This window comes from Streptomyces lydicus, assembly GCF_004125265.1.
Classification (GTDB): Bacteria; Actinomycetota; Actinomycetes; order Streptomycetales; family Streptomycetaceae; genus Streptomyces; species Streptomyces lydicus_C.
This window is the reverse complement of the sequence record NZ_RDTE01000003.1, coordinates 96,586-115,849: the sequence shown is the minus strand read 5'-3', so window position 1 is coordinate 115,849 and position 19,264 is coordinate 96,586. Positions and strand designations below refer to the sequence as shown.

Annotated in this window: 14 protein-coding genes, 2 pseudogenes and 2 riboswitches; of the genes and pseudogenes, 12 read left to right on the top strand and 4 right to left on the bottom strand. The window is 69.5% G+C overall.

The genetic code is table 11. The features are described 5' to 3' along the window. The first annotated feature begins 81 nt into the window (after positions 1 to 81). The 11 genes and pseudogenes from D9V36_RS03375 to D9V36_RS42965 all read left to right on the top strand — a co-directional run bounded on the left by D9V36_RS03375 (position 82) and on the right by D9V36_RS42965 (position 10,969). On the top strand, positions 82 to 1,626 hold the full coding sequence (locus D9V36_RS03375) for an ABC transporter substrate-binding protein (RefSeq protein ID WP_129292428.1): 1,545 nt from the start codon (positions 82 to 84) through the stop codon (positions 1,624 to 1,626). 8 nt (positions 1,627 to 1,634) lie between these two features. Further along, complete coding sequence (locus D9V36_RS03370) at positions 1,635 to 2,630, top strand: ABC transporter permease (protein WP_241720679.1); 996 nt, start codon at positions 1,635 to 1,637, stop codon at positions 2,628 to 2,630. Then, on the top strand, positions 2,627 to 3,472 hold the full coding sequence (locus D9V36_RS03365; RefSeq protein ID WP_129292427.1) for an ABC transporter permease: 846 nt from the start codon (positions 2,627 to 2,629) through the stop codon (positions 3,470 to 3,472). Before D9V36_RS03370 ends, D9V36_RS03365 begins: the two co-directional genes overlap by 4 nt. 41 nt (positions 3,473 to 3,513) lie before the next feature. Further along, entirely contained in the window at positions 3,514 to 4,977 is a 1,464-nt protein-coding gene (locus D9V36_RS03360) for an ABC transporter ATP-binding protein (RefSeq protein ID WP_241720678.1), read from the top strand. 262 nt (positions 4,978 to 5,239) lie between these two features. Then, positions 5,240 to 5,467: a hypothetical protein gene (locus D9V36_RS03355; protein WP_129292425.1), complete on the top strand. Its 228-nt coding sequence runs from the start codon at positions 5,240 to 5,242 to the stop codon at positions 5,465 to 5,467. A 211-nt stretch (positions 5,468 to 5,678) separates the two neighbouring features. Beyond that, positions 5,679 to 6,977, top strand: coding sequence for a PP2C family protein-serine/threonine phosphatase (locus D9V36_RS03350; protein WP_241720677.1), 1,299 nt, complete (start codon positions 5,679 to 5,681; stop codon positions 6,975 to 6,977). A gap of 203 nt (positions 6,978 to 7,180) precedes the next feature. After that, positions 7,181 to 7,450 (top strand): hypothetical protein, encoded by a 270-nt coding sequence (locus D9V36_RS03345; RefSeq protein ID WP_129292423.1) that lies wholly within the window; start codon positions 7,181 to 7,183, stop codon positions 7,448 to 7,450. 201 nt (positions 7,451 to 7,651) lie between these two features. Continuing rightward, a complete protein-coding gene (locus D9V36_RS03340; protein ID WP_129292422.1) occupies positions 7,652 to 8,074 on the top strand; it encodes a YjbQ family protein in 423 nt (140 codons plus the stop codon). A 289-nt stretch (positions 8,075 to 8,363) separates the two neighbouring features. Continuing rightward, a complete protein-coding gene (locus tag D9V36_RS03335) occupies positions 8,364 to 8,954 on the top strand; it encodes a DUF5994 family protein (protein WP_129292421.1) in 591 nt (196 codons plus the stop codon). Positions 8,955 to 9,944: 990 nt separating this feature from the next. Next, positions 9,945 to 10,121: pseudogene (locus D9V36_RS42970) on the top strand (ice-binding family protein); the annotation flags it as partial. A gap of 45 nt (positions 10,122 to 10,166) precedes the next feature. Continuing rightward, a pseudogene (locus tag D9V36_RS42965) lies at positions 10,167 to 10,969 on the top strand (YhjD/YihY/BrkB family envelope integrity protein). Positions 10,970 to 11,219: 250 nt separating this feature from the next. After that, positions 11,220 to 11,327, bottom strand: a riboswitch (cobalamin riboswitch). Positions 11,328 to 11,516: 189 nt separating this feature from the next. Here D9V36_RS42965 and D9V36_RS03315 read toward each other — a convergent pair. The 3 genes from D9V36_RS03315 to aceA form a co-directional block, all read right to left on the bottom strand. After that, positions 11,517 to 12,386, bottom strand: a complete 870-nt coding sequence (locus D9V36_RS03315) for a 3-hydroxybutyryl-CoA dehydrogenase (RefSeq protein WP_129292418.1) — start codon at positions 12,384 to 12,386, stop codon at positions 11,517 to 11,519. Continuing rightward, entirely contained in the window at positions 12,383 to 13,975 is a 1,593-nt protein-coding gene (gene aceB / locus D9V36_RS03310; RefSeq protein WP_129292417.1) for a malate synthase A, read from the bottom strand. The genes D9V36_RS03315 and aceB overlap by 4 nt, the downstream gene beginning before the upstream one ends. A 100-nt stretch (positions 13,976 to 14,075) precedes the next feature. After that, on the bottom strand, positions 14,076 to 15,359 hold the full coding sequence (gene aceA / locus D9V36_RS03305; RefSeq protein WP_129292416.1) for an isocitrate lyase: 1,284 nt from the start codon (positions 15,357 to 15,359) through the stop codon (positions 14,076 to 14,078). Between the two features lie 371 nt (positions 15,360 to 15,730). Between aceA and D9V36_RS03300 the strand changes: the two genes are divergently transcribed. Beyond that, positions 15,731 to 17,137, top strand: a complete 1,407-nt coding sequence (locus tag D9V36_RS03300; RefSeq protein ID WP_129292415.1) for a short-chain fatty acyl-CoA regulator family protein — start codon at positions 15,731 to 15,733, stop codon at positions 17,135 to 17,137. Positions 17,138 to 17,411: 274 nt separating this feature from the next. On the opposite strand, the gene thiI is transcribed toward D9V36_RS03300, so the two are convergent. Further along, positions 17,412 to 18,728 carry a tRNA uracil 4-sulfurtransferase ThiI gene (gene thiI / locus D9V36_RS03295; RefSeq protein WP_129298150.1) on the bottom strand — a complete coding sequence of 439 codons (1,317 nt, stop codon included), beginning with the start codon at positions 18,726 to 18,728 and terminating at the stop codon, positions 17,412 to 17,414. Between the two features lie 170 nt (positions 18,729 to 18,898). Beyond that, positions 18,899 to 19,116: riboswitch (cobalamin riboswitch) on the bottom strand. Between the last annotated feature and the right edge of the window lie 148 nt (positions 19,117 to 19,264).

Sequence of the window (19,264 nt, the reverse complement as noted above, 5' to 3'; positions counted from 1 at the left end):
CATCGCCGCCCGGTCTTGCGGAAACGGTTGTCATTAGGGTAGGCAAACCTAAGCAATCGGATCTGAGCAGAGCGAGGCAACGTGAACTTCAACAGGCGTCAGGTGCTGTGGGCCGGTGGCGGCATAGGTGCCGCAGCACTGCTGGCCGCTTGCGGAGGCGGCGACAACGCGACCTCCTCCGACCCCGGCGGCAAGCCGAGAAAGGGCGGCACGCTCCGCATCGGCGCGCTCGGCCGCTCCTCCGCCATCACCCGCGATCCGCACGGCAACCAGGGCAACGAGAGCGACTACCTCGTCATCGCCCTCGTCTACGACACCCTCACCGCACCGGGCCTGAAGGACAACACCGTCGGCCGCCTGGCCGCCTCGTTCACCCCCTCGAAGGACCTCAAGACCTGGCGCTTCAAGATCGCCAAGGGTGCGACCTTCCACGACGGCACCCCGGTCACCGCGGACGACGTGGTGTGGTCGCTGCGCCGCCTGCGCAACACCCCCGCCGGCGCCGCCCGGCTGCCCGGCATCACGGCGGACCACATCACCGCCGAGGGCAAGGACACCGTCGTCCTCGTCTCCGACTACGCCAACGCCGAACTCCCCATGCTCACCCGCCTGTCGACGTTCATCATGAAGAAGGACACGCCCGAGAAGGAGATCGCCAAGGCTCCGGGCACCGGACCCTTCAAGCTCGACTGGTACCGAGGAGGCAACGCCCGCCTGCTGCGCAACGAGCACTGGCACGGCGGGACGGTCCACCTCGACGCCATCGAGGTGACCATGTTCGAAAGCCCGCAGGCGATGGCGAACGCCATGATGTCCGGCCAGATCGACGTCGCCTCCAACGCCGGTGCCGTCGCCGCCCGCACCGCCGACGCGCGCAAGGACATCACAGTCGTCCGCCGCCCCAACGACATGGCGATGCCGATCGTGATGCGGACCTCCGGCGGACCGTTCGCGGACCCCAGGGTCCGTGCGGCGATGAAGCTCATCGTGGACCGCGAGGCGATGGTCAAGCAGGTCCTGTCCGGCTACGGCACGGTCGCCAACGACATCCTGGGCACCGGCGACCCCGACTACGCCAAGAGCATTCCGCAGTGCCACCGCGACCTGGCGAAGGCCAAGAAGCTGCTCAAGGAAGCGAAGTTCGACTTCTCCAAGACCTACGAGCTGGCCACCACCGAGGACATCGCCGGGCTCGCCGAGTCCGCGACGCTGTTCGCCTCCCAGGCCCGCGAGGCCGGCGTCAAGGTCAAGGTCGTCAAGCAGGAGTCCGGCACCTTCTACCAGAAGACCTGGCTCAAGGGCGACTTCTACACCAACTACTGGGGCACCAACGACTCCGTGGTCTTCTTCGCCTCCAAGACCATGACCACCAGCGCCGGGCAGAACGAAGCCGACTGGTCCGACAAGGACTTCGACGCCGCGTACCACAAGGTCATCGCCACCGCCGACCCCAAGGCCCGCACCGCCGCCCTGAAGGACCTGCAGCAGATCGAGTACGAGAAGTCCGGGTACCTGTTGTGGGGCATGGCCGACGGCATCGACCTGGCCGCGCCCAAGGTCCACGGCCTGCCCAAGCTCCCCGGCTACGGACGTGTCCAGCTCGAGAACGTCTGGCTGGCGCAGTGACGGGCAGCATGTCGTCCACCGAGGTCGCCACGCAGCCCGTGGCGGCCTCGGCCGCGCGCAAGGCGGGCGCCGTCGCGCTGCGCATCGGAGCGGTGCTGGGCAAACGCCTCCTGATGCTGGTGGTGCTGCTGGCAGTGGTGTTCGCGGCGATCGAGCTGCTGCCCGGCGACGCGGCCTCGGCCACCTCCGAGCGCGGTGAGGGGGCCGCCGGCATCGCCGCCCGCCGGCATCTGCTCGGCCTGGACCGGCCGGTGTGGGAACGCTTCTGGGACTGGATCACCGCCCTGCCCACCGGCGACCTCGGCACTTCCGCCCGCGGGGAACGCGTCAGCGACCTGCTGGCCGCGCCGCTGCCCAACACCGTCGTGCTGGGCACCACCGCCTTCGTCCTCACCGTCCTCGCCGCCCTCGCCCTCGGCATCTGGGCGGCCGCCCGCCCCAAGGGCGCCGTCGACCGGGTGGTGGACCTGACCTCCACCGCGGCCTTCGCGCTGCCTGAATTCGTGGTCTCCATCGGCCTGTTGCTCGTCCTGTCGCTGTGGACCGGCTGGCTGCCCGCCGCCACCGTCACCGGCGGCGACGGCGCTCCGGCATCCTGGACCATGCTGATCATGCCGGTCCTCGCCCTGACCGTCCCGCAGACCGGCTGGAACACCCGGATCGTCCGCGCCGCCCTCGCCGATCAGGCCGCGACCCCGCACGTCGAGGCCGCCCACCTGGACGGCCTGCCCGTCCGGCGCGTGCTGCTGCGCCACGCCCTGCCAGGAGCCTGGCCTGCCATCGCCACCGGCATCGCCACCTCCACCGGGATGCTCCTCGGCGGCACGGTGGTGGTGGAGACCCTCTTCAACTACCCGGGCATCGGCACGGTGCTGGCCGGAGCGGTGGCCGACCGGGACACCCCGGTCATCGCCGCTGTCGTCGCCTGCGCGGCAGCCCTGATCACCGTCGTCCTCCTCCTGGCCGACCTCGTCCGCGCCCGTACCCTGGGAGCCCGCTCATGACTGCCGCCGCGGTCCTCGACCCACGGGCCGCACGCCGCCCCCGGCCGCGCATGTTCCTGCCCGTCATCCCAGCCGTCCTCCTCGTGCTCGGCGCGGTCCTCGGGCCGTTGCCGGCCGCGCACTCCGTCGACAAACCCGTCACCGCCCCCTACGGCGAAGCCGGCACGGACGCCGTCCTGGGAGGCGACCAACTCGGACGGGACGTCCTCAGCCGACTCCTGCACGGCGGCAGCGCTCTGATCGGCAGCGCCCTGACCGTGGCGGTCGTCGTCACGCTGGCGGCCACGCTGCTGGGCTGCTTCGCCGTCCTCCACCCCCGGCTCGGGCGGCTCGTCGAACGCATCGCGGACACCTCCATCCTGCTGCCGCCGGTCCTGGGCATCATGCTCCTCGCGCTGGCCTGGCCCGGCGGCGGCCGACTGGCCATCACCTGCGCCGCCATCCTCCTGGGCACTCCCTACGCGGTGCGCATCGTGGCCAGTGCGGCCGCTCCGCTCGCCACCGCGGGGTTCATCGAGGCGGCCATCGCCGGTGGCGAGGGCACGGCGCACCTGGCCCTGCGGGAGATCCTGCCCAACCTCCGCGCCACGATCCTGGCCCTGTTCGGCCTGCGCTTCGTCGACGCGGTCTACGTCATCTCCATGGCCGGCTTCCTCCAGCTCGGCCCCCAACCCCCCGAAGCCGACTGGGCGTTGATGATCCGTGAGAACGGCCCCGGCATCCTGCTCAACCCCTGGGCCGTCGTCGCCCCCGGCCTCGCCATCGGTCTGCTCGCCATCAGCGTCAACCTTGCCGCCAACGCCCTGGCCCCCGCCACCGCACGCAGGGCCGCCCTGCGATGACCACGACCGGCCGCCCCGCGACCACACCCCGGGACACGCACATGGACTCGTCCGACACGACACCACCCGTCGCGGTCACCGACCTCGAAATCCGCCTGACCAACGGCGCGACCCTGCTGGACACCATCAGCCTGAGTCTGCAAGCAGGCAAGATCGCAGCCCTGACCGGCCCCTCGGGCTCGGGCAAGACCACGTTGCTGCGGGCCCTCATCGGAGACCTCCCGCAAGGTGCCGAGGTCACCTCCGGAGCCGTTCGAACCCTCGGACAGGACGTCTTCACCCTCACTCCCGACGCCCTGCGAACCCTGCGCCGTCACCACGTCGCCTACGTCGGGCAGGACCCCGGATCCGCCCTCAATCCCCGCATGACCGCGGCCCAACTGGTCACGGAAGTCGCCTCCGACCCCGCACCCGACGCGGTCGCGGCACTCATGAGGGAATGCCGCCTGCCCGACGCGCTCGCCCACCACCGCCCCGGCGCACTGTCCGGCGGGCAGCAACGCCGACTCGCGCTCGCCCGCGCCCTGTCCCGGAAGCCCAAGATCCTCCTGCTCGACGAACCCACCGCCGGGCTCGATACCGCCCTGCGCGACGAGATCGTCGACCTGCTGCGCCACCTCGCCGCCGACCGCGGCATCACCGTCATCCTCGCCTGCCACGACCCGCACGTGGTCGACGCCTGCGCCGACACCGTCACCACCCTCACTTCGCCCACCGCGGCACACCGGCCCGCTGCCCTCCGCAAGCCCATCGCCTCCCGCGCCCAGGCCGCCGGCACCGCTGCCGGCGACGGACTGCGCGCCACGGACCTGCACGTCGCCTTCACCCATCGCGGCCACACGCACCAGGCGCTGAACTCCGTGCACTTCCACGCACCGGTCGGCAGCGCCACCGGCATCACCGGCCCGTCAGGGTCCGGCAAGACCACCCTGCTGCGCGCCCTGGCCGGCCTCCAGACACCCGACGCCGGCACCCTGTCATGGCACGGCCGTCCGCTCCCCTCACATGTCCGCAGGCGCAACCGCGCACAGCAGAAGAGCATCCAACTCGTCCCGCAGAACCCGCTCGGCGCCCTCAACCCCACCCGCACCGTCGGAGCCTCCCTCACCCGTCCGCTCCAACTCCACCGGATCGCCGCCAAGCCCCAGATGCCCGCCCGGGTCCGCGAACTCCTCGACGACGTCGGCCTCCCCGCCGACTTCGCCGACCGCTATCCCCACGAACTCTCCGGCGGACAGCGCCAACGCGCCTCCATAGCCCGGGCCCTGGCCACCGAACCCGATCTCCTGCTCTGCGACGAAGTCACCTCGGCACTCGACCCCTCGACCGCCGGCGCGATCCTGGACCTCCTCACCCGCCTGCGCACGGAACGCGGACTCACCCTCGTCCTCGTCAGCCACGAACTCGACCTCATCACCACCTACACCGACAGCGTGCACGTACTGGATCAAGGGCGCATATCCGGCTCCAGAGACCTCGAACAGACCGGCGTACCGTCCGTGTAGCAAAGGGAGTTGACGCGCCGTTGTGCCTCAGCACGAACGGAGCGTGAGAGGGATGCCGGTCAGATGGAATCTGAGCAGCCGGTTTGGCGCGGTTCCGGAGGAACGCATGTCTGGCCCTTTCCGGATGCACCCTTGTCCACCTGGGAACCGTCCTCGTTAAAGCCAAGAGAGCGTAAGGCCGAGGTCGAGTGTGCCGACTCACCGGTCTACCGGACCCGGATCAACGCCCGTTTCTGCTGAGCCACTGCGCGTGAGGACTGCCATGAACGGACGATCAGCCACCGCGAGGAAGGCCGTAGCAGCAGGCCTGAGCTGGGGAGCTCTCTCCTGCGCCGTCTCCGTGCCCGTGCGGGCCGTCCTCTACGGCGAGCAGATGTTCTCCGGAGGCAACCTCGGCACCTTTGCCGTAGTCGCCACAGCGGCAGCGGCAGCGGCAGCGGCCGCGACCTGGTTCGGCATCCACCGCCGGCACACCCGCACCACTGACTGACAGCCCTTCCTGCCCATGGCCCGCATCACACTGCACTCCAGCCAATCCGTCCGGTCTGGCCGACTCGGGGCCACCACGCTGCAACCGTGACCACCAAGAAGATATTCTTCGCAGAAGGTGGCAAATACGTCGATCGGTGATGGATGTGCCGTCCCGAGCGTGGCCGGGGTCCGGCCGACTGGTCGGTGAGATCGCCGCGGAGGTGTGTCGCGTGGCAGGTGAGCGGGCGTGGTTGGGTGAGCTGTTGAGGTCAGTGGAGTCGGCGCCCCCGGAGACGGCCGTCTCCGTACTGGCCCGGCTGCTGGCGAGGAGGCTTGCTGCGACCGAGGTGTCCTTTCTGATCACGGACCTCGGCGGCAAGGCCGTCGTACGGCTGACCGGGGCTGCTGCGGAGGGCGGGCCGGAGCAGCCGCGGCGGATCCAACTGCGCGGCTCGGTCTACGAGCGAGTGGTCCGCTCCCAGCAGGCGCACGTGGTGAGCGGCGATCGGGAGGGAGCGGGCGGACCGGGCCTGTTCCAGGTCATCGCGCCGGTGTCCGACCGCGGGGATGCGATCGGTCTGCTGGAGCTGACGGTGCCTGCCCGCCCCGACCGCCAGACGAGGCAACTCATTGTCGAGGCCGCCCATGCGCTGGCCTATGTGGTGATCGTCAATCGACGCTTCACCGATCTGTACGAATGGGGCCGTCGCACCACACGCCTGTCGCTGGCCGCCGAGATCCAGCACCGGCTGCTTCCCGATTCCTTCACCTGCGACACCGGCCGGTTCATCGTCGCCGGAGCACTTGAGCCGGCTGCCGACATCGGCGGGGACACGTTCGACTACACGCTCGACCGTCATGCCCTGCACCTGTCCCTCACCGACGCCATGGGACACGACGTGCAGGCGGCACTGCTGGCGACCATGGTTGTCGGAGCCCTGCGTAATGCCCGCCGGGCCGGCGGCAGCCTCCTCGGCCAGGCCCAGGATGCCCACCAGGCTGTCGCAGACTACGCCGACCGAGCGCATCAGGCGTTCGACGACCAGTCGGAGCAGGTGCGCCAGGCCGTTATCCGGCATGGTGGCCAGGTCATGGTCACCGGTCAGCTGCTGCGGGTCAGTCTCGACACCGGCCAGGTCACCTTCGTCAACGCCGGGCACGTCTGGCCGCTGCGCCTGCGGGACGGGCAGGTCGAGGAGATCACTCCCCTGGTCGACCTCCCCTTCGGCGTCACGCCGAACCCGGGCTACCGCCTCCAGAGCCTCGACCTGCGCCAAGGCGACCGGTTGATCCTGCTCTCCGACGGCATGCTGGAGCCCCACGGGACCGAAGCCGACCTGAGTGACCTGCTCCGGCAGACCAGCGAGTGGCACCCACGCGACGCCGTACGCCTCTTCACCGAAACCGTCCTGGAACTTTCGAACCACGACCCGCGCGACGACGCCACCGTTCTGTGCCTGGACTTTCCAGCTCCCCACGCCCCCTACACCGGCGCAAGGAGCAGCGACGAACAGACCATGCCATCTTGAAGACTGCTCTCGAAGTAGCAGGCCGCAAGACCGGCGCAGTGCGACGTGGGCCCTTCGCCAGACGTCCGCATGCCGGAAAATGCTCACCGTGATCGACTGAGTGCCCGGCGCTTCGTCGCTGATCCCGTCTTCTGCTGACGGGGATCCGAACCCGGTGTTCTCGCATCGCGCGCAAGGTGCACGCCTGACAGAGAGAGGCCGGCATGAGACCTGTAGAACCGATGCCTTCGGGGATGGCCGAGGTCCGTATCGTCGCCGCATCCCCCGAGGCCGCGCGCCGGGTCGCAGAAGCGCTCCGGCACTGCTTCCCCGCCACCGAGCAGCGCAGCTACCCCGCCGGCCACGACGGCGGGACCCGGCTCCACATCACGGTGGACACCATGCACACCCCCGAACCCAACACGACGGCCCGGCCATGGCTGGTGACCAGCAGGTCAGCCGCGCGTGACGGCCCGCACGCGGACGAGGTCTGAGGAATTCGGGCCTCAGACATGCGGCTGCGACAGAGTCGGCCCCTTGACGCTGACGCACCAGGGGATTCGGCGCATGGAGGCTGAAGAGCACGGTTGACGCCATGCTCTGGCGGCGTCCGCACCCTTCGGCCGAGAGCGGAGGCCCGGAGAACAACCCATCCGGCCGTTATGCCGTTCCTCCGTGGCGGGTACCGGTGAACCATGGCTGGCACCTTCACCACCCGCACCATCACCATGGCAACCGGCGTCACTGAGACCATGCACGACCTGACGAACGCATGCTCCGCGTTCCTCCGGGAGGCCGCACACGGGCGAAACGGACTGCTGAACGTTTTCACCTCGCACCCGACGTCCGGCCTGGCCGTCATCGAGACCGGCGCGGGCAGTGACGATGACCTGTTGGCAGCCCTCCGCGGCATTCTTCCCGCGGACAACCGCCGGGGGGACCGCCACGGTGGTCCAGGCCAGGGCAGCGGCCATGTGCTCGCGGCTCTGGTGCCGCCACACGCCACGTTGCCCGTGGTCGAAGGCGAGCTGGAGCTGGGGACCTCGCAGTCCGTCGTCCTGGTGAACACCGACCGGGACGGCCCTGAGCGCCAGGTCCGGCTGTCCTTCCTCGGCTGACCGGACGACCTACGCGGTTCTGCGGCCGGCAGACTCGTTGGCAGCCGATGTCGCACGAGAGTGTCCGACTGCCCGCACGGGAGGCGCTGCCTCTTCGCAATTCGCGGGCCGAGTACCCCGAGGCCTCCTGTGCCGTTCATTCCCGTCGCTCCGGATCGGCCCGGCGAGCCTTACCAGGAGTAAGCTGGAACTACCGAGGGCAATTCGTACACCGGCCTCCACGCTCGTGTCGTTTTCGGCGATCCACGACACCGGGCCGGTGTGATCGGTTCGGGGCAAGGTCCGCGTCATGACCACGACGACTCCATATACGCCGACGGCCGAAGACCGGACCTCTTCGGTGCCCCTGCGACTCATGCTGGCACCGGCCGGCACCGCTCCGGCTCTGCTCGACGGTGCGTGGTGGCCCCGCTCCCGCGACCTCACGGCGGAGCTTCCCGCACTGACGGCGGCCCTTGACCCGCTGTGGGGGCGGATCACCCACGTCACGGTGAACCCCACCTTCTGGCCGGTCATCCCACGGAAGGTGCCCGTCGACGGGCATGTAGTGGGTGTCGGCTGGTTCACGGCCGAGCAAGACCCGCACAAGCTGCTGCTGCTCTCCTATAGCGTCGGCCGCTGGGACCTGCTGGTCATCCCACCGGAGACCAGCCCGGCCACCGCCGCCCGGCTCATGACCGAGGCCGCCGATCCACTGGGCACCCTCACCGCGAGTGCCCTGATGGACGAAGCGGAGCAACGCCGGATCGTGGAGGAGAAGGAACTGTCCCTGCTCTCGGTCTGGGACTCCGAAGGCGGTCATGGAGCAAGTCTTCCGACCTCTCGTTCCCCCGCCCGAGCCGTCATTGCTCAGGCATCAGGCGCGACGGAAGCTATCTGAGCATCGTGGAAACTTGCGAGAGCGCGGCATCGATTCCCGTAACCCGCTCCGGAGGAAAGCCCCGGGCCAACAGCCTGGGGCTGATCTCTTGTCCGGACTGGCTCCCACAGTACGTCGCACGGAGCTGCTTGCCCTTCTCCCACGAACCGCAGTCCGTCCCGGCCCTGCTCCGCATACCAGTCGAGATACCGCCGAAGGCCGGTCCGTAGAAAGGTCGCCGCGTCGTCGCTCAGGCATCCCGGTGACTGTGCAGCAGCAGCCGCTGCGCGAGCTTCCGAAAGCCAGGTGCCACTGCCCCCGGGGACCTCCGTGCGCGAACGGTTCCAGCCCGGCTTTTTGTGCTGGCGGTCAGCGGCATTTCCTGATGGGCGCTCCTTGGACGGGCTGGTCAGCTGCCCGAACCAGCTGCGTTCTGGCTATCAGCCAGTCCTTGAGAGCCCCGAACCAGATCCACCAGATCTAGATCGTGAGGGCTCAACATGGGCAAAGGTCTTCAGCCGAAAAGGCGTCGACTGCTTTGAGTCGTGGGATGTGGAGATCACCTCACGCTGTCGACCTCGCTGAATCGGGTCGTACCGGTATCGGCGTATCCCTCATCAAGCCGGGCTCCACAGACCGCTAGCACGTCCAAGTGATTGCCTCGGGCGACAACTCGCCGGTTCCCGGACTGCCCCTGTTCTCTCCCTCAGACCCGGATGCCGGACGTCCTCTGCGTCCGGCACGGGCGATGATCCGGCATCAGGCGACCTCCGGTGCGGCGTCACCAGGAGCACGCGGTACGAGCGCCGACGCCTGAGTGCGCTCAGGCAGCTGTGACGAGTGCGCACACCACGCTCGGTCGAAGCCTTCACGTTTCCTCCCTGCGCACAGCGGACGGCACAGCTCACCCCGTGCCCAAGGCGCCGGTCGCAGAGGTGCAAGCGCGCCGCTCTCCCACAGTTCCAGGGCGGCATCAGGGCTGCCCCGGAACCCTTGGAAAGGAAATCCACGATGGCAACGTCCGTACCTTTGGGCACCGCCGCCACCTACGGGGTGCTCGCCAACTCGGCGATCACCAACACCGGGCCCACCGTGGTCGCCGGCGACCTCGGAGTGCGCCCCGCCGGTGCGGTGACCGGCTTTCCTACCGGAACGGTCACCGGAACCATCCACGTGAACGACGCTGCCGCGGCACAGGCCCAGGCCGACCTGCTCGTTGGGTACGCCAACGCGATGAAGCCTTCCGATACCGCGGGCCGTTCCTCTCTGTTCGGGCGGCTGCGCAATGTGATCCGGCATTCGCCGGTCGGGCGCGGATGGAGATTGGGCCGTGAGCTGGAGCTGGAGTCGCGCTCACCGGGCTTCGCGGCGCTCGGGTTACTGACGCTGGTACCGCTGCTGATCGTCGTCTCCGGGGCTGATCCGACGCACGGGCGGGGCTTCGCGCAGTGGCTGGGGGACGGGATCGGCGTGGCGAGGACTTCCAGGGAGCACATCGGGCAGCTGTTCACCCGGCCCGGTCAGGCAGCACGGACCATGACCGCGTTCGGCGTTGCCACTCTTGCTGTCTACGGACTGTCGCTGGGGGCGGCGGTGCAGACCGGTTACGAGAGGGGCTGGGAGCGCTCTCGCCGGCGCGCTGGTATGCCCGGTGGCGGCATGTGCTGTGGCTCGTCGTACTCGTCGGGTACCTCTTCATGTCCGCCACCACCACGCTGTGGCGACAGTCTCTGGCCCTCACGGCGGCGGCACTGCTGAGTGCCGTGCTGTTCTTCTGGTGGTCGCAGCGGATGCTGCTCGGTGGGCGGGTCGGCTGGGGCGCACTGCTGCCCGGTGCGGTGGCCACGGTGATCGGGTTGACCGGCCTCCGGTGGTTCTCCCGGCTCGTCTTCTCTGCGTTGATCGGGTCCGGTGCCGTCACCTACGGCGCGATCGGAACCGTCCTGGTCGTCCAGTCCTGGCTGGTCGGTGTGGGGGTGGTGGTGTTCGGCGGTGCGCTGGTCGGCCGCCTGGTGCTTCGACGCCGACACCGTTGAAGTGACCGGCCGGAGGGATGTGCGCAATGCCAGGCCGGCCCCCGGATACCGCAGGCCGCGCGGCTCAGCACCTGGCGCGCCGGGGGTTCGGTGATCCAGCCCTCGTTCTCGGGTCCGGCAAGCGGCATGAGCCGGCCGGGAGCGAGCCGTTGCCAGTGCAGAGATTCGGGTATGACTCGGTGAATCGGTGGCCGGGTTCGCCGGAGAGTACATGGCACTCGCTGCGCAGGCGGCAGGCGGCAGGCGTTGTGGAGGCTGCCGTGCTGACGGCGGTCGTTCCCACTCACCGCTGCGGGGCAGTCCCGGATTCTCACCGGGTTCCCTCTTACGACGCGGCCCGTCTGGCGGACGGGGCGAACCAAGTGCCCGCCGGCGTAGGACGTGATGCCCGTACCGGACACCTCTGTTCACATGCCGGAATGCAAGATGAGACACCGGCGCGACGGGGTTCGCACGCGACAGGGCGCGGAACGGCCCCGTTGCTCCGTTCCGCGCCCCGTACCGCACGCCCGCCGGGCCCCTCAGCCCGGCGGCGATCCAGGGACCCTCAGCCCTGGTCGTAGGTGTGGAACCCGCGGCCGGTCTTGCGGCCGAGCAGCCCCGCCTCCACCATTCGCTGCAGCAGCGGTGGCGGGGCGTAGAGGGGTTCCTTGAACTCGTCGTAGAGGGATTGGGCGATGGCGGCCACGGTGTCCAGGCCGATCAGGTCGGCGAGTTTGAGCGGGCCCATCGGGTGGGCGCAGCCCAGCTCCATGCCGGCGTCCACGTCGGCGGCGGTGGCGAAGCCGGACTCGGCCATACGGACGGCCGAGAGCAGATACGGCACGAGCAGGGCGTTGACGACGAAGCCGGCCCGGTCCTGGGACCGTACGACCGTCTTGGCCAGGGTGCTGGTGACGAAGTCCTCGGCGGCGGTGACCGTCGCCGGCGCGGTGTGCAGGGAGGTGACGACCTCGACCAGTGGCAGCACCGGCGCAGGGTTGAAGAAGTGCAGCCCCAGGACGCGGTCCGCGCGGCGGGTGGCCATGCCGAGCCGCATGACGGGGATCGCCGAGGTGTTGGTCGCCAGGATCGCCTCCTCGTCCTCGACGATCTTGTCGAGTGCGGCGAAGACGTCCGTCTTGGCCCCGGAGTCCTCGACGATGGCTTCGATGACGAGCTGCCGGTCGCCGAGGTCGTCGAGACTGCCGGTGAAGACCGTGCGGGTCAGGGCGTCCTCCGCCGAGATGCGGTCCAGCTTGCCGCGCTGCACGGCGCGTTCGAGGGAGACGGCCACCCGCTCCCTGGCGGCACGGGCGGCTACCGCGTCCGCCTCGCAGACGACGGTGTCGAGTCCGGCGCGGGCGCACACCTCGGCGATGCCCGCCCCCATCTGGCCGCCGCCCACCACACCTACTCGTCGGACGTGCTGCCTCATGAGCGTGCCTCCGGGCGCTGGACGAGGTGCCGGGAGTAGGCATCCGGGGTGAAGAAGGCCGGCAAGTCCCGTGAGATGGCCGTCCGCTCGAAGAGTGAACGGACCTCCTCGACGCGCGCCCAGGGATATTCGGCTCCCAGTGCGGCAGTCTCGTCGTCGAGCACGTGCAGTACCGTCTCCCGGTCGATGACCCGGTGCCGCAGCCACTGCCAGATCTGCACCCGGGCGATCTCGGCGGTTGCCGCGTCCTCCATCAGTCCGTACAAGGCGACTGCTCCGCTGCCCCGCAGCCAGGCGTTGAAGTAGCGCAACGCGACGGCGATGTTGGTACGCACGCCCTCCTGGGTGGGCGGGCCGCTGATACGGCGGACGGTCAGCAGGTCCGCCGCGGTCACCTCGACCTCGTCACGGGTGCGTTCGATCTGGTGCGGCCGGTCGCCGAGGACGTCGTCGAAGGCCGTGCGGCAGACGGGGACGAGACCGGGGTGGGCGACCCAGGAGCCGTCGAAACCGTCCTCGGCCTCCCGCTCCTTGTCCAGCCGGACCTTGGCCAGCGCGGCCTCGTGGGCGGCCGCGTCCTTGCTGGGCACCTGGGCGGCCATACCGCCGATCGCGTGGGCGCCCCGCTTGTGGCAGGTACGCACCAGCAGTTCGGTGTAAGCCCGCATGAAGGGGGCGGTCATGGTGACCTTCGCCCGGTCCGGCAGCAGGAAGTCGGTGCGGTGGCCGAAGGTCTTGATCAGGCTGAAGAGGTAGTCCCAGCGGCCCGCGTTGAGTCCGGCGCTGTGTTCGCGCAGCTCGTAGAGGATCTCCTCCATCTCGAAGGCCGCGGTGATGGTCTCGATCAGGACGGTGGCACGGACAGTGCCGCGGGGGATTTTGAGAAGGTCCTGGGCGAGGACGAAGACGTCGTTCCACAGGCGGGCCTCGTACCGGTTCTCCAGCTTGGGGAGGTAGAAGTACGGGCCTTTCCCGGCGTCGATCTGGCGCTGGGCGCAGTGGAAGAAGTACAGGCCGAAGTCGACGAGCGCGGCGGGCACGGGCCGGCCGTCCAACTCCAGGTGTTCTTCGAGGAGATGCCAGCCGCGGGGGCGGACGACGATGGTGGCGACCTGGTCGGCAAGGCGGTACTCCTTGCCCTCGGGTGTGGCGAAGTCGATGCGGCGCTCGATGGCGTCGAGCAGGGTGAGCTGGCCGTCGACGATGTTCTCCGAGGTGGGGGAGGTGGCGTCCTCGAAGTCGGCCATCCAGACCTTCGCCCCGGAGTTGAGGGCGTTGACGGCCATACGGCGTTCCGGGGGGCCGGTGATCTCCACGCGGCGGTCGCTCAGGCCGGGCGCCGGCGGGGCGACGCGCCAGGAAGGGTCGGCGCGGACGGCGGTCGTGGCGACGGGGAAGCCGAGCGGGTATCCGGAGGCGAGCCGCGATGCCTGCCGCCTGCGCTCCTTCAGCAACTCTTGGCGGCGCTCCCCGAAGGCGGCGGCAAGGTGGCCGAGGAAATCCAGAGCCTGGGGCGTGAGGATTTCCTCATGGCGGTGTCCCGGTGTCGCGAGGATCTGGACACGGTGCGTCAGTGCGCTGGTGGACATGTGGGTCTCCTGATGCGGGGAGGAGCGGGGCCGGACGGAGACGGTCGTCCGGCCCCGCTTGATCACGGGCCGACGGAATACGCGGGCGCCGGAGGGCGGCCTAGTGGAACTGCTCTTCCTCGGTGGAGCCGGTGAGTGCGGTGGTCGAGGAGGTGGGGTTGAGGGCCGTCGACACCTGGTCGAAGTAGCCGGTGCCGACCTCGCGCTGGTGCTTGACGGCGGTGAAGCCGTGCTGCTGGGCGGCGAACTCCTTTTCCTGGAGGTCGACGTAGGCGGTCATGCCGGACTTGGCGTAGCCGCGGGCCAGGTCGAACATGCCGTGGTTGAGGGAGTGGAAGCCGGCCAGGGTGATGAACTGGAAGCGGTAGCCCATCGCGGCCAGTTCCCGCTGGAACTTGGCGATCTGGTCGTCATCGAGGGAGGCCTTCCAGTTGAACGACGGCGAGCAGTTGTAGGCCAGCATCTGGTCGGGGTGCTCGGCATGGATCGCCTCGGCGAATTCGCGGGCCTGGGCCAGGTCCGGGGTGCCGGTCTCGACCCAGATCAGGTCGGCGTACGGGGCGTAGGCCAGCCCGCGGGCGATGACCGGCGCCATGCCGTTCTGGACGCGGTAGAAGCCTTCCGCGGTGCGCTCGCCGGTGACGAACTCGGCGTCGCGCTCATCGATGTCGCTGGTGAGGAGGTTGGCGGCGAGGGCGTCCGTGCGGGCGACTATCAGGGTCGGCACGTCGGCGATGTCGGCCGCGAGGCGGGCCGCGTTCAGGGTGCGGATGTGCTGGCCGGTGGGCACCAGGACCTTGCCGCCGAGGTGGCCGCACTTCTTCTCGGAGGCGAGCTGGTCCTCGTAGTGGATGCCGGCCGCGCCTGCCGCGATCATCGCCTTGGTCAACTCGAAGGCGTTCAGCGGCCCGCCGAAGCCGGCCTCCGCGTCGGCGACGATGGGCGCCAGCCAGTCGGTGGTGTCGCTGCCGCCCTCGGCGGTGGCGATCTGGTCGGCGCGCAGCAGCGCGTTGTTGATCCGGCGGACCACCTGCGGAACGGAGTTGGCGGGGTAGAGGCTCTGGTCAGGGTAGGTGTGGCCGGCCTGGTTGGCGTCCGCGGCGACCTGCCAGCCGGACAGGTAGATCGCCTGCAGCCCGGCCTTGACCTGCTGCACGGCCTGACCTCCGGTCAGGGCGCCGAGCGCATGGATGTAGTCCTGTTCATGCAGCTGACGCCACAGTCGCTCGGCCCCGCGCCGGGCCAGCGTGTGCTCCTCGCGGACGCTGCCCGACAGCCGCACCACGTCCTCGGCGGTGTAGGTGCGCTCGATGCCCTTCCAGCGCGCTTCGGTCGCCCACCGCTGCGCCAGCTCTGTGGCCGTCGTCGTGCTTGCCTGTGCCATGACCGTCTCCCGGGTCTGCCTGAGTCTTGTCAATGATGCGAATCTGGCACGGAGTGCCGCTATCGGGTGTGGCCCGCCGGAGGTCCTTGCGCGATCAAAGGTGAGCGATGCTGCGCGAACTCCCGTGCGGAACGGCCGGTGTCTCCGACGTCAGGGCGTGAATCGTGCCCGGTGTTCCGCTCCGGTCGCCGGTTCCGGCGGGCCGTACTCAGACTTTGACACCGGCACTGAGTGCCATCAATGATGGACGCGTGCCAAGGTTTGCGTATCTTCCGGCCCGTCTTTGCCAACGTTGCGAAGGTTCGACGGGGCGAGGCTGCGCTGAGGATCCAGGGCAGAGACACCTGCGGAGAGGGACGGCGGCGATCACCGTGAGCAAGACCTATGCCGGCGCACGCCTGCGCCGGCTGCGCGAGGACCGGCGCCTGAGCCAGGCGGCGTTGGCGCGGATGCTGGAGATTTCACCCAGCTACCTCAACCAGATGGAACACGACTCGCGCCCGCTGACCGTCCCCGTCCTGCTCCGCCTCACCGAAGTGTTCGGCGTCGATGCGGGGTTCTTCTCCGAACGCGACACCAGCCGGCTCGTCGCCGACCTGCGTGATGCCCTCGCCAATGAGATCACCGCCGACCGGGTTTCCCCCTCGGACCTGGCGGAACTCGCTTCCCGGATGCCCGCCGTCGCCGGAGTGCTGGTCGATCTGGGCCGCCGCAACCACCAGCTCACCGAGCGGCTGGCCGAAGCCGCGGAGGGGAGAGGGCAGACCGTCACCGCCCTGCCGCGCTCCCCGCACGAGGAGATCCGCGAGTTCTTCTACCGCCGCCAGAACTACCTCCACGACGCCGATCTCGCCGCCGAGGAGCTTGCCACGGAGATCGGCATCCGCCCTGGTGAGGTCGTGCGCGTCCTGGCCGCCCGGCTGGCCGATCGCCACGGCGTACGGGTGTCAGGGGACTCGCGCGTTCTGCACCATTACGACCCCGACGGCCGCGTCCTGCACCTGTCGAGCAGACTGCGCCCCGGCCAGCAGGCGTTCCGGATGGCCACCCAGCTGGCGTTCCTCGAATGTGACGACGAACTGTCCCGTCTCGCGTCGGAGGACTTCCCGGCGGACTCCGCCGCCTGGTCACTGGCCCGCATCGGCATCGCCAACTACTTCGCCGCCGCCCTGATCCTCCCCTACCGCCGCTTCCACACGGCAGCGGAAGAGGCGCGCTACGACATCGAGCGGCTCACCGACCAGTTCGGCCTCGGCTACGAGACGGTCTGCCACCGCCTGAGCACCCTCCAACGCCCACGGCTGCGGGGCGTCCCGTTCTCCTTCGTACGGGTGGACCGCGCGGGCAACATGTCCAAACGGCAGTCCGCGACCGGCTTCCACTTCTCCCGGGCGGGCGGCACCTGCCCGCTGTGGAACGTCTACGAGGCGTTCGCCGCGCCCGGCCGGATCCATGTCCAGATCGCCGCCATGCCGGACGGGCAGCGCTACCTGTGGACCGCACGAGCGATCACCCGGCACCGCGGGGGCTGGGGCGAGCCCGGTAAGACCTTCGCCATCGGCCTCGGCTGCGAGGTCCGGCACGCCTCCCGCGTCGTCTACTCCGACGGCCTGGACCTCGGCAACGCCGCCGCGGCCACCCCGATCGGCATGGGCTGCCGCATCTGCGAACGCACCGACTGCCCGCAGCGGGCGGTTCCACCACTGGACCGCCGGCTCGCAGTGGACGAGAACAGCAGCACCTTCGTGCCCTACCCCGGCGCCGAACAGCACACCTGAGCGCGCAACCGCGGCCGCACCTCCCGGCCGGAGGGCCCGCGGCACAGGCGGGGACCGGCGGCGCGCGCCGGCGTGGCGTGGTGCCTCTCACGTGGCCGGAAGGGGAAGGCCGCCGGATGCTCGATGAACGTCGGGGGTTTCCCAACGTCCCGGTGAACAAAGGCTGTGAGCGTCGCTCACACCAAGGGCCGCCACTGGCCGGCTCGCTCGCTGACGCTCCGCAGACCGGACTGCTGACAAACGCGGCACAGAATCCGGCGACGGTCCTTCCTGGTCATGAGGGCGCCGTTCCGGACCGTCCCGTCGCGCATGCGGCCGGAACGGGGCGGCCGGGCTCGGGCCGGTGGTCCGGTCTGTCCGCTCCGGGATCCGCTTCCTCGCCGGAGCTTCCCGGGTACATGACCTGGACGTCGCGCAGCAGGCTGTCCACCACGTCGTCCAGGTCGAGGCGCTTCTCCACCGTCTGCAGGTCGCTCAGCCCGGCCCGTAGCGTGACCCGGGGCGGTGCGAGGAGCTTGCAGCAGTCCTCGTCCGGCAGTACGGAGATCTCCGCGGTGCCGATGGACCGGGCCTCGTCGATGATTTCCTGCTTCTCCCAGCCGACCAGTGGCCGCAGCACCGGCAGGGTCGCCGCCTCGTCGACGGCAGCCATGTTCGCCAGGGTCTGGCTGGCCACCTGCCCCAGGCTGTCACCGGTCACCAGGGCCTCCGCCCGGGTGCGGCCCGCCAGCGCGGAAGCGGCGCGGACCATCAGCCGTCGCTGGGCGACGACCTGGAGTCTGCCGGCCCCTGCGATGGCCAATTGCTTCTGTGCGTGGCCGAGTGCGATGACGTGCAGCCGCCCACCGGGCTGGTAGCGATTCAGTTCACGGGCGAGGGCGTACGCCTTGTAGACCGACGCGGCGTTCGTGTACGGAGCGCCGGTGAAGTGGACGAAGTCGCAGCGCAGGCCACGGCGCATCGCCCGGTAGGCCGCCACGGGCGAGTCGTAGCCGCCGGAGAGCAGTACCAAGGCGCGTCCGCTGGAGCCCACGGGCAGGCCGCCCGGGCCCTGGTGACGGGTCCAGGAGACGTAGCTCTCCTTGTGGTCGATCTCGACCGAGACCAGTACGTCCGGGCGGGAGAGGTTCACCGGCAGGGGACCCAGGGTTTCCCGGACGCGGGCCCCGAGAAAGCGCTCGAACTGCGAGGACGTCATCTCGAAGCTCTTGTTCCGCCGCTTGACCCGCACGGCGAAACTGATTCCGGGCCGTTCCGCGCGAGCGGCGGCGAGTGCCTCCACAGCCGTCTCGGTGATGTCCGACACGGTGCTCGGGACACGCAGGGCGGGCTCCACCGAGTTGAACCCGATCACCCGCCGGGCGCGCTCAACGAGGTCCTCCAAGGGGACCTCTCCGCCGAGCACAGTGACGTTCTGGCCGGACTTGATCCATGTGGAGCCGCCCATGCCGCCCAGGGCGCCGCGGAGATTGTCGTGCAGCCGCTCGGTGAAAAGGTGCCGGTTGCGGCCCTTGAGGAAGATCTCACCATGCTTGAGCAGGACACAGGGCCCGCTCGGGAGGGGCGCCCTGGGGGAGGGGACGGACGGCATGCTCGGTTCGGCAGGCACGAAACTCTCCTTCGCGAGTCGTCGTGAGGGCCGGCGCCGGGCCGCGAACGGGGCGCGGGCCCGCCCGTCCCCGCTATGCCAGGGCTGGGTGGGACACACCACTCGCTCAGCGGTCCCGCTGCCGGGGCGTGTGGATTCGCGCGTGGTGATCACACCTCGCGCGAGCAATGGCAGGTCTTCGGACTCGCGGGCGCATCCCGAAGGACGGACACCTACTGGCCGTCGCTTCCCAGGTCACATGTGGGCCCAGTGCTTCATGACGGCGGTCGTTCCCACAACACCGCTGCGAGGCAGTCCCGGACTCCCACCGGGTTCCCTCTTGCGACACCCCGTCTGGCGGGCGGGGCGAACCAGCTGCCGGTCCAGAGTAGACAAGGCGGCGCAGGTTCTGTGAACCAGACCTTGACCATCCGCTTTGAGTCGGGATGGCTGATTCGGAACTCTGTCGGTTATGGGAACGATGCGTCACTCTGAGAGGAGTGGTTGGTACTTCAACTGGCCGAGTGTGTCCTGTGCTT

Coding starts and splice junctions, on each gene's coding strand:
- D9V36_RS03370 (WP_241720679.1), top strand. CDS start 1,635: ATGTCGTCCACCGAGGTCGCCACGCAGCCCGTGGCGGCCTCGGCCGCG.
- D9V36_RS03365 (WP_129292427.1), top strand. CDS start 2,627: ATGACTGCCGCCGCGGTCCTCGACCCACGGGCCGCACGCCGCCCCCGG.
- D9V36_RS03360 (WP_241720678.1), top strand. CDS start 3,514: ATGGACTCGTCCGACACGACACCACCCGTCGCGGTCACCGACCTCGAA.
- D9V36_RS03355 (WP_129292425.1), top strand. CDS start 5,240: ATGAACGGACGATCAGCCACCGCGAGGAAGGCCGTAGCAGCAGGCCTG.
- D9V36_RS03345 (WP_129292423.1), top strand. CDS start 7,181: ATGAGACCTGTAGAACCGATGCCTTCGGGGATGGCCGAGGTCCGTATC.
- D9V36_RS03340 (WP_129292422.1), top strand. CDS start 7,652: ATGGCTGGCACCTTCACCACCCGCACCATCACCATGGCAACCGGCGTC.
- D9V36_RS03335 (WP_129292421.1), top strand. CDS start 8,364: ATGACCACGACGACTCCATATACGCCGACGGCCGAAGACCGGACCTCT.
- D9V36_RS03315 (WP_129292418.1), bottom strand. CDS start 12,386: ATGAGGCAGCACGTCCGACGAGTAGGTGTGGTGGGCGGCGGCCAGATG.
- aceB (WP_129292417.1), bottom strand. CDS start 13,975: ATGTCCACCAGCGCACTGACGCACCGTGTCCAGATCCTCGCGACACCG.
- aceA (WP_129292416.1), bottom strand. CDS start 15,359: ATGGCACAGGCAAGCACGACGACGGCCACAGAGCTGGCGCAGCGGTGG.
- thiI (WP_129298150.1), bottom strand. CDS start 18,728: ATGCCGTCCGTCCCCTCCCCCAGGGCGCCCCTCCCGAGCGGGCCCTGT.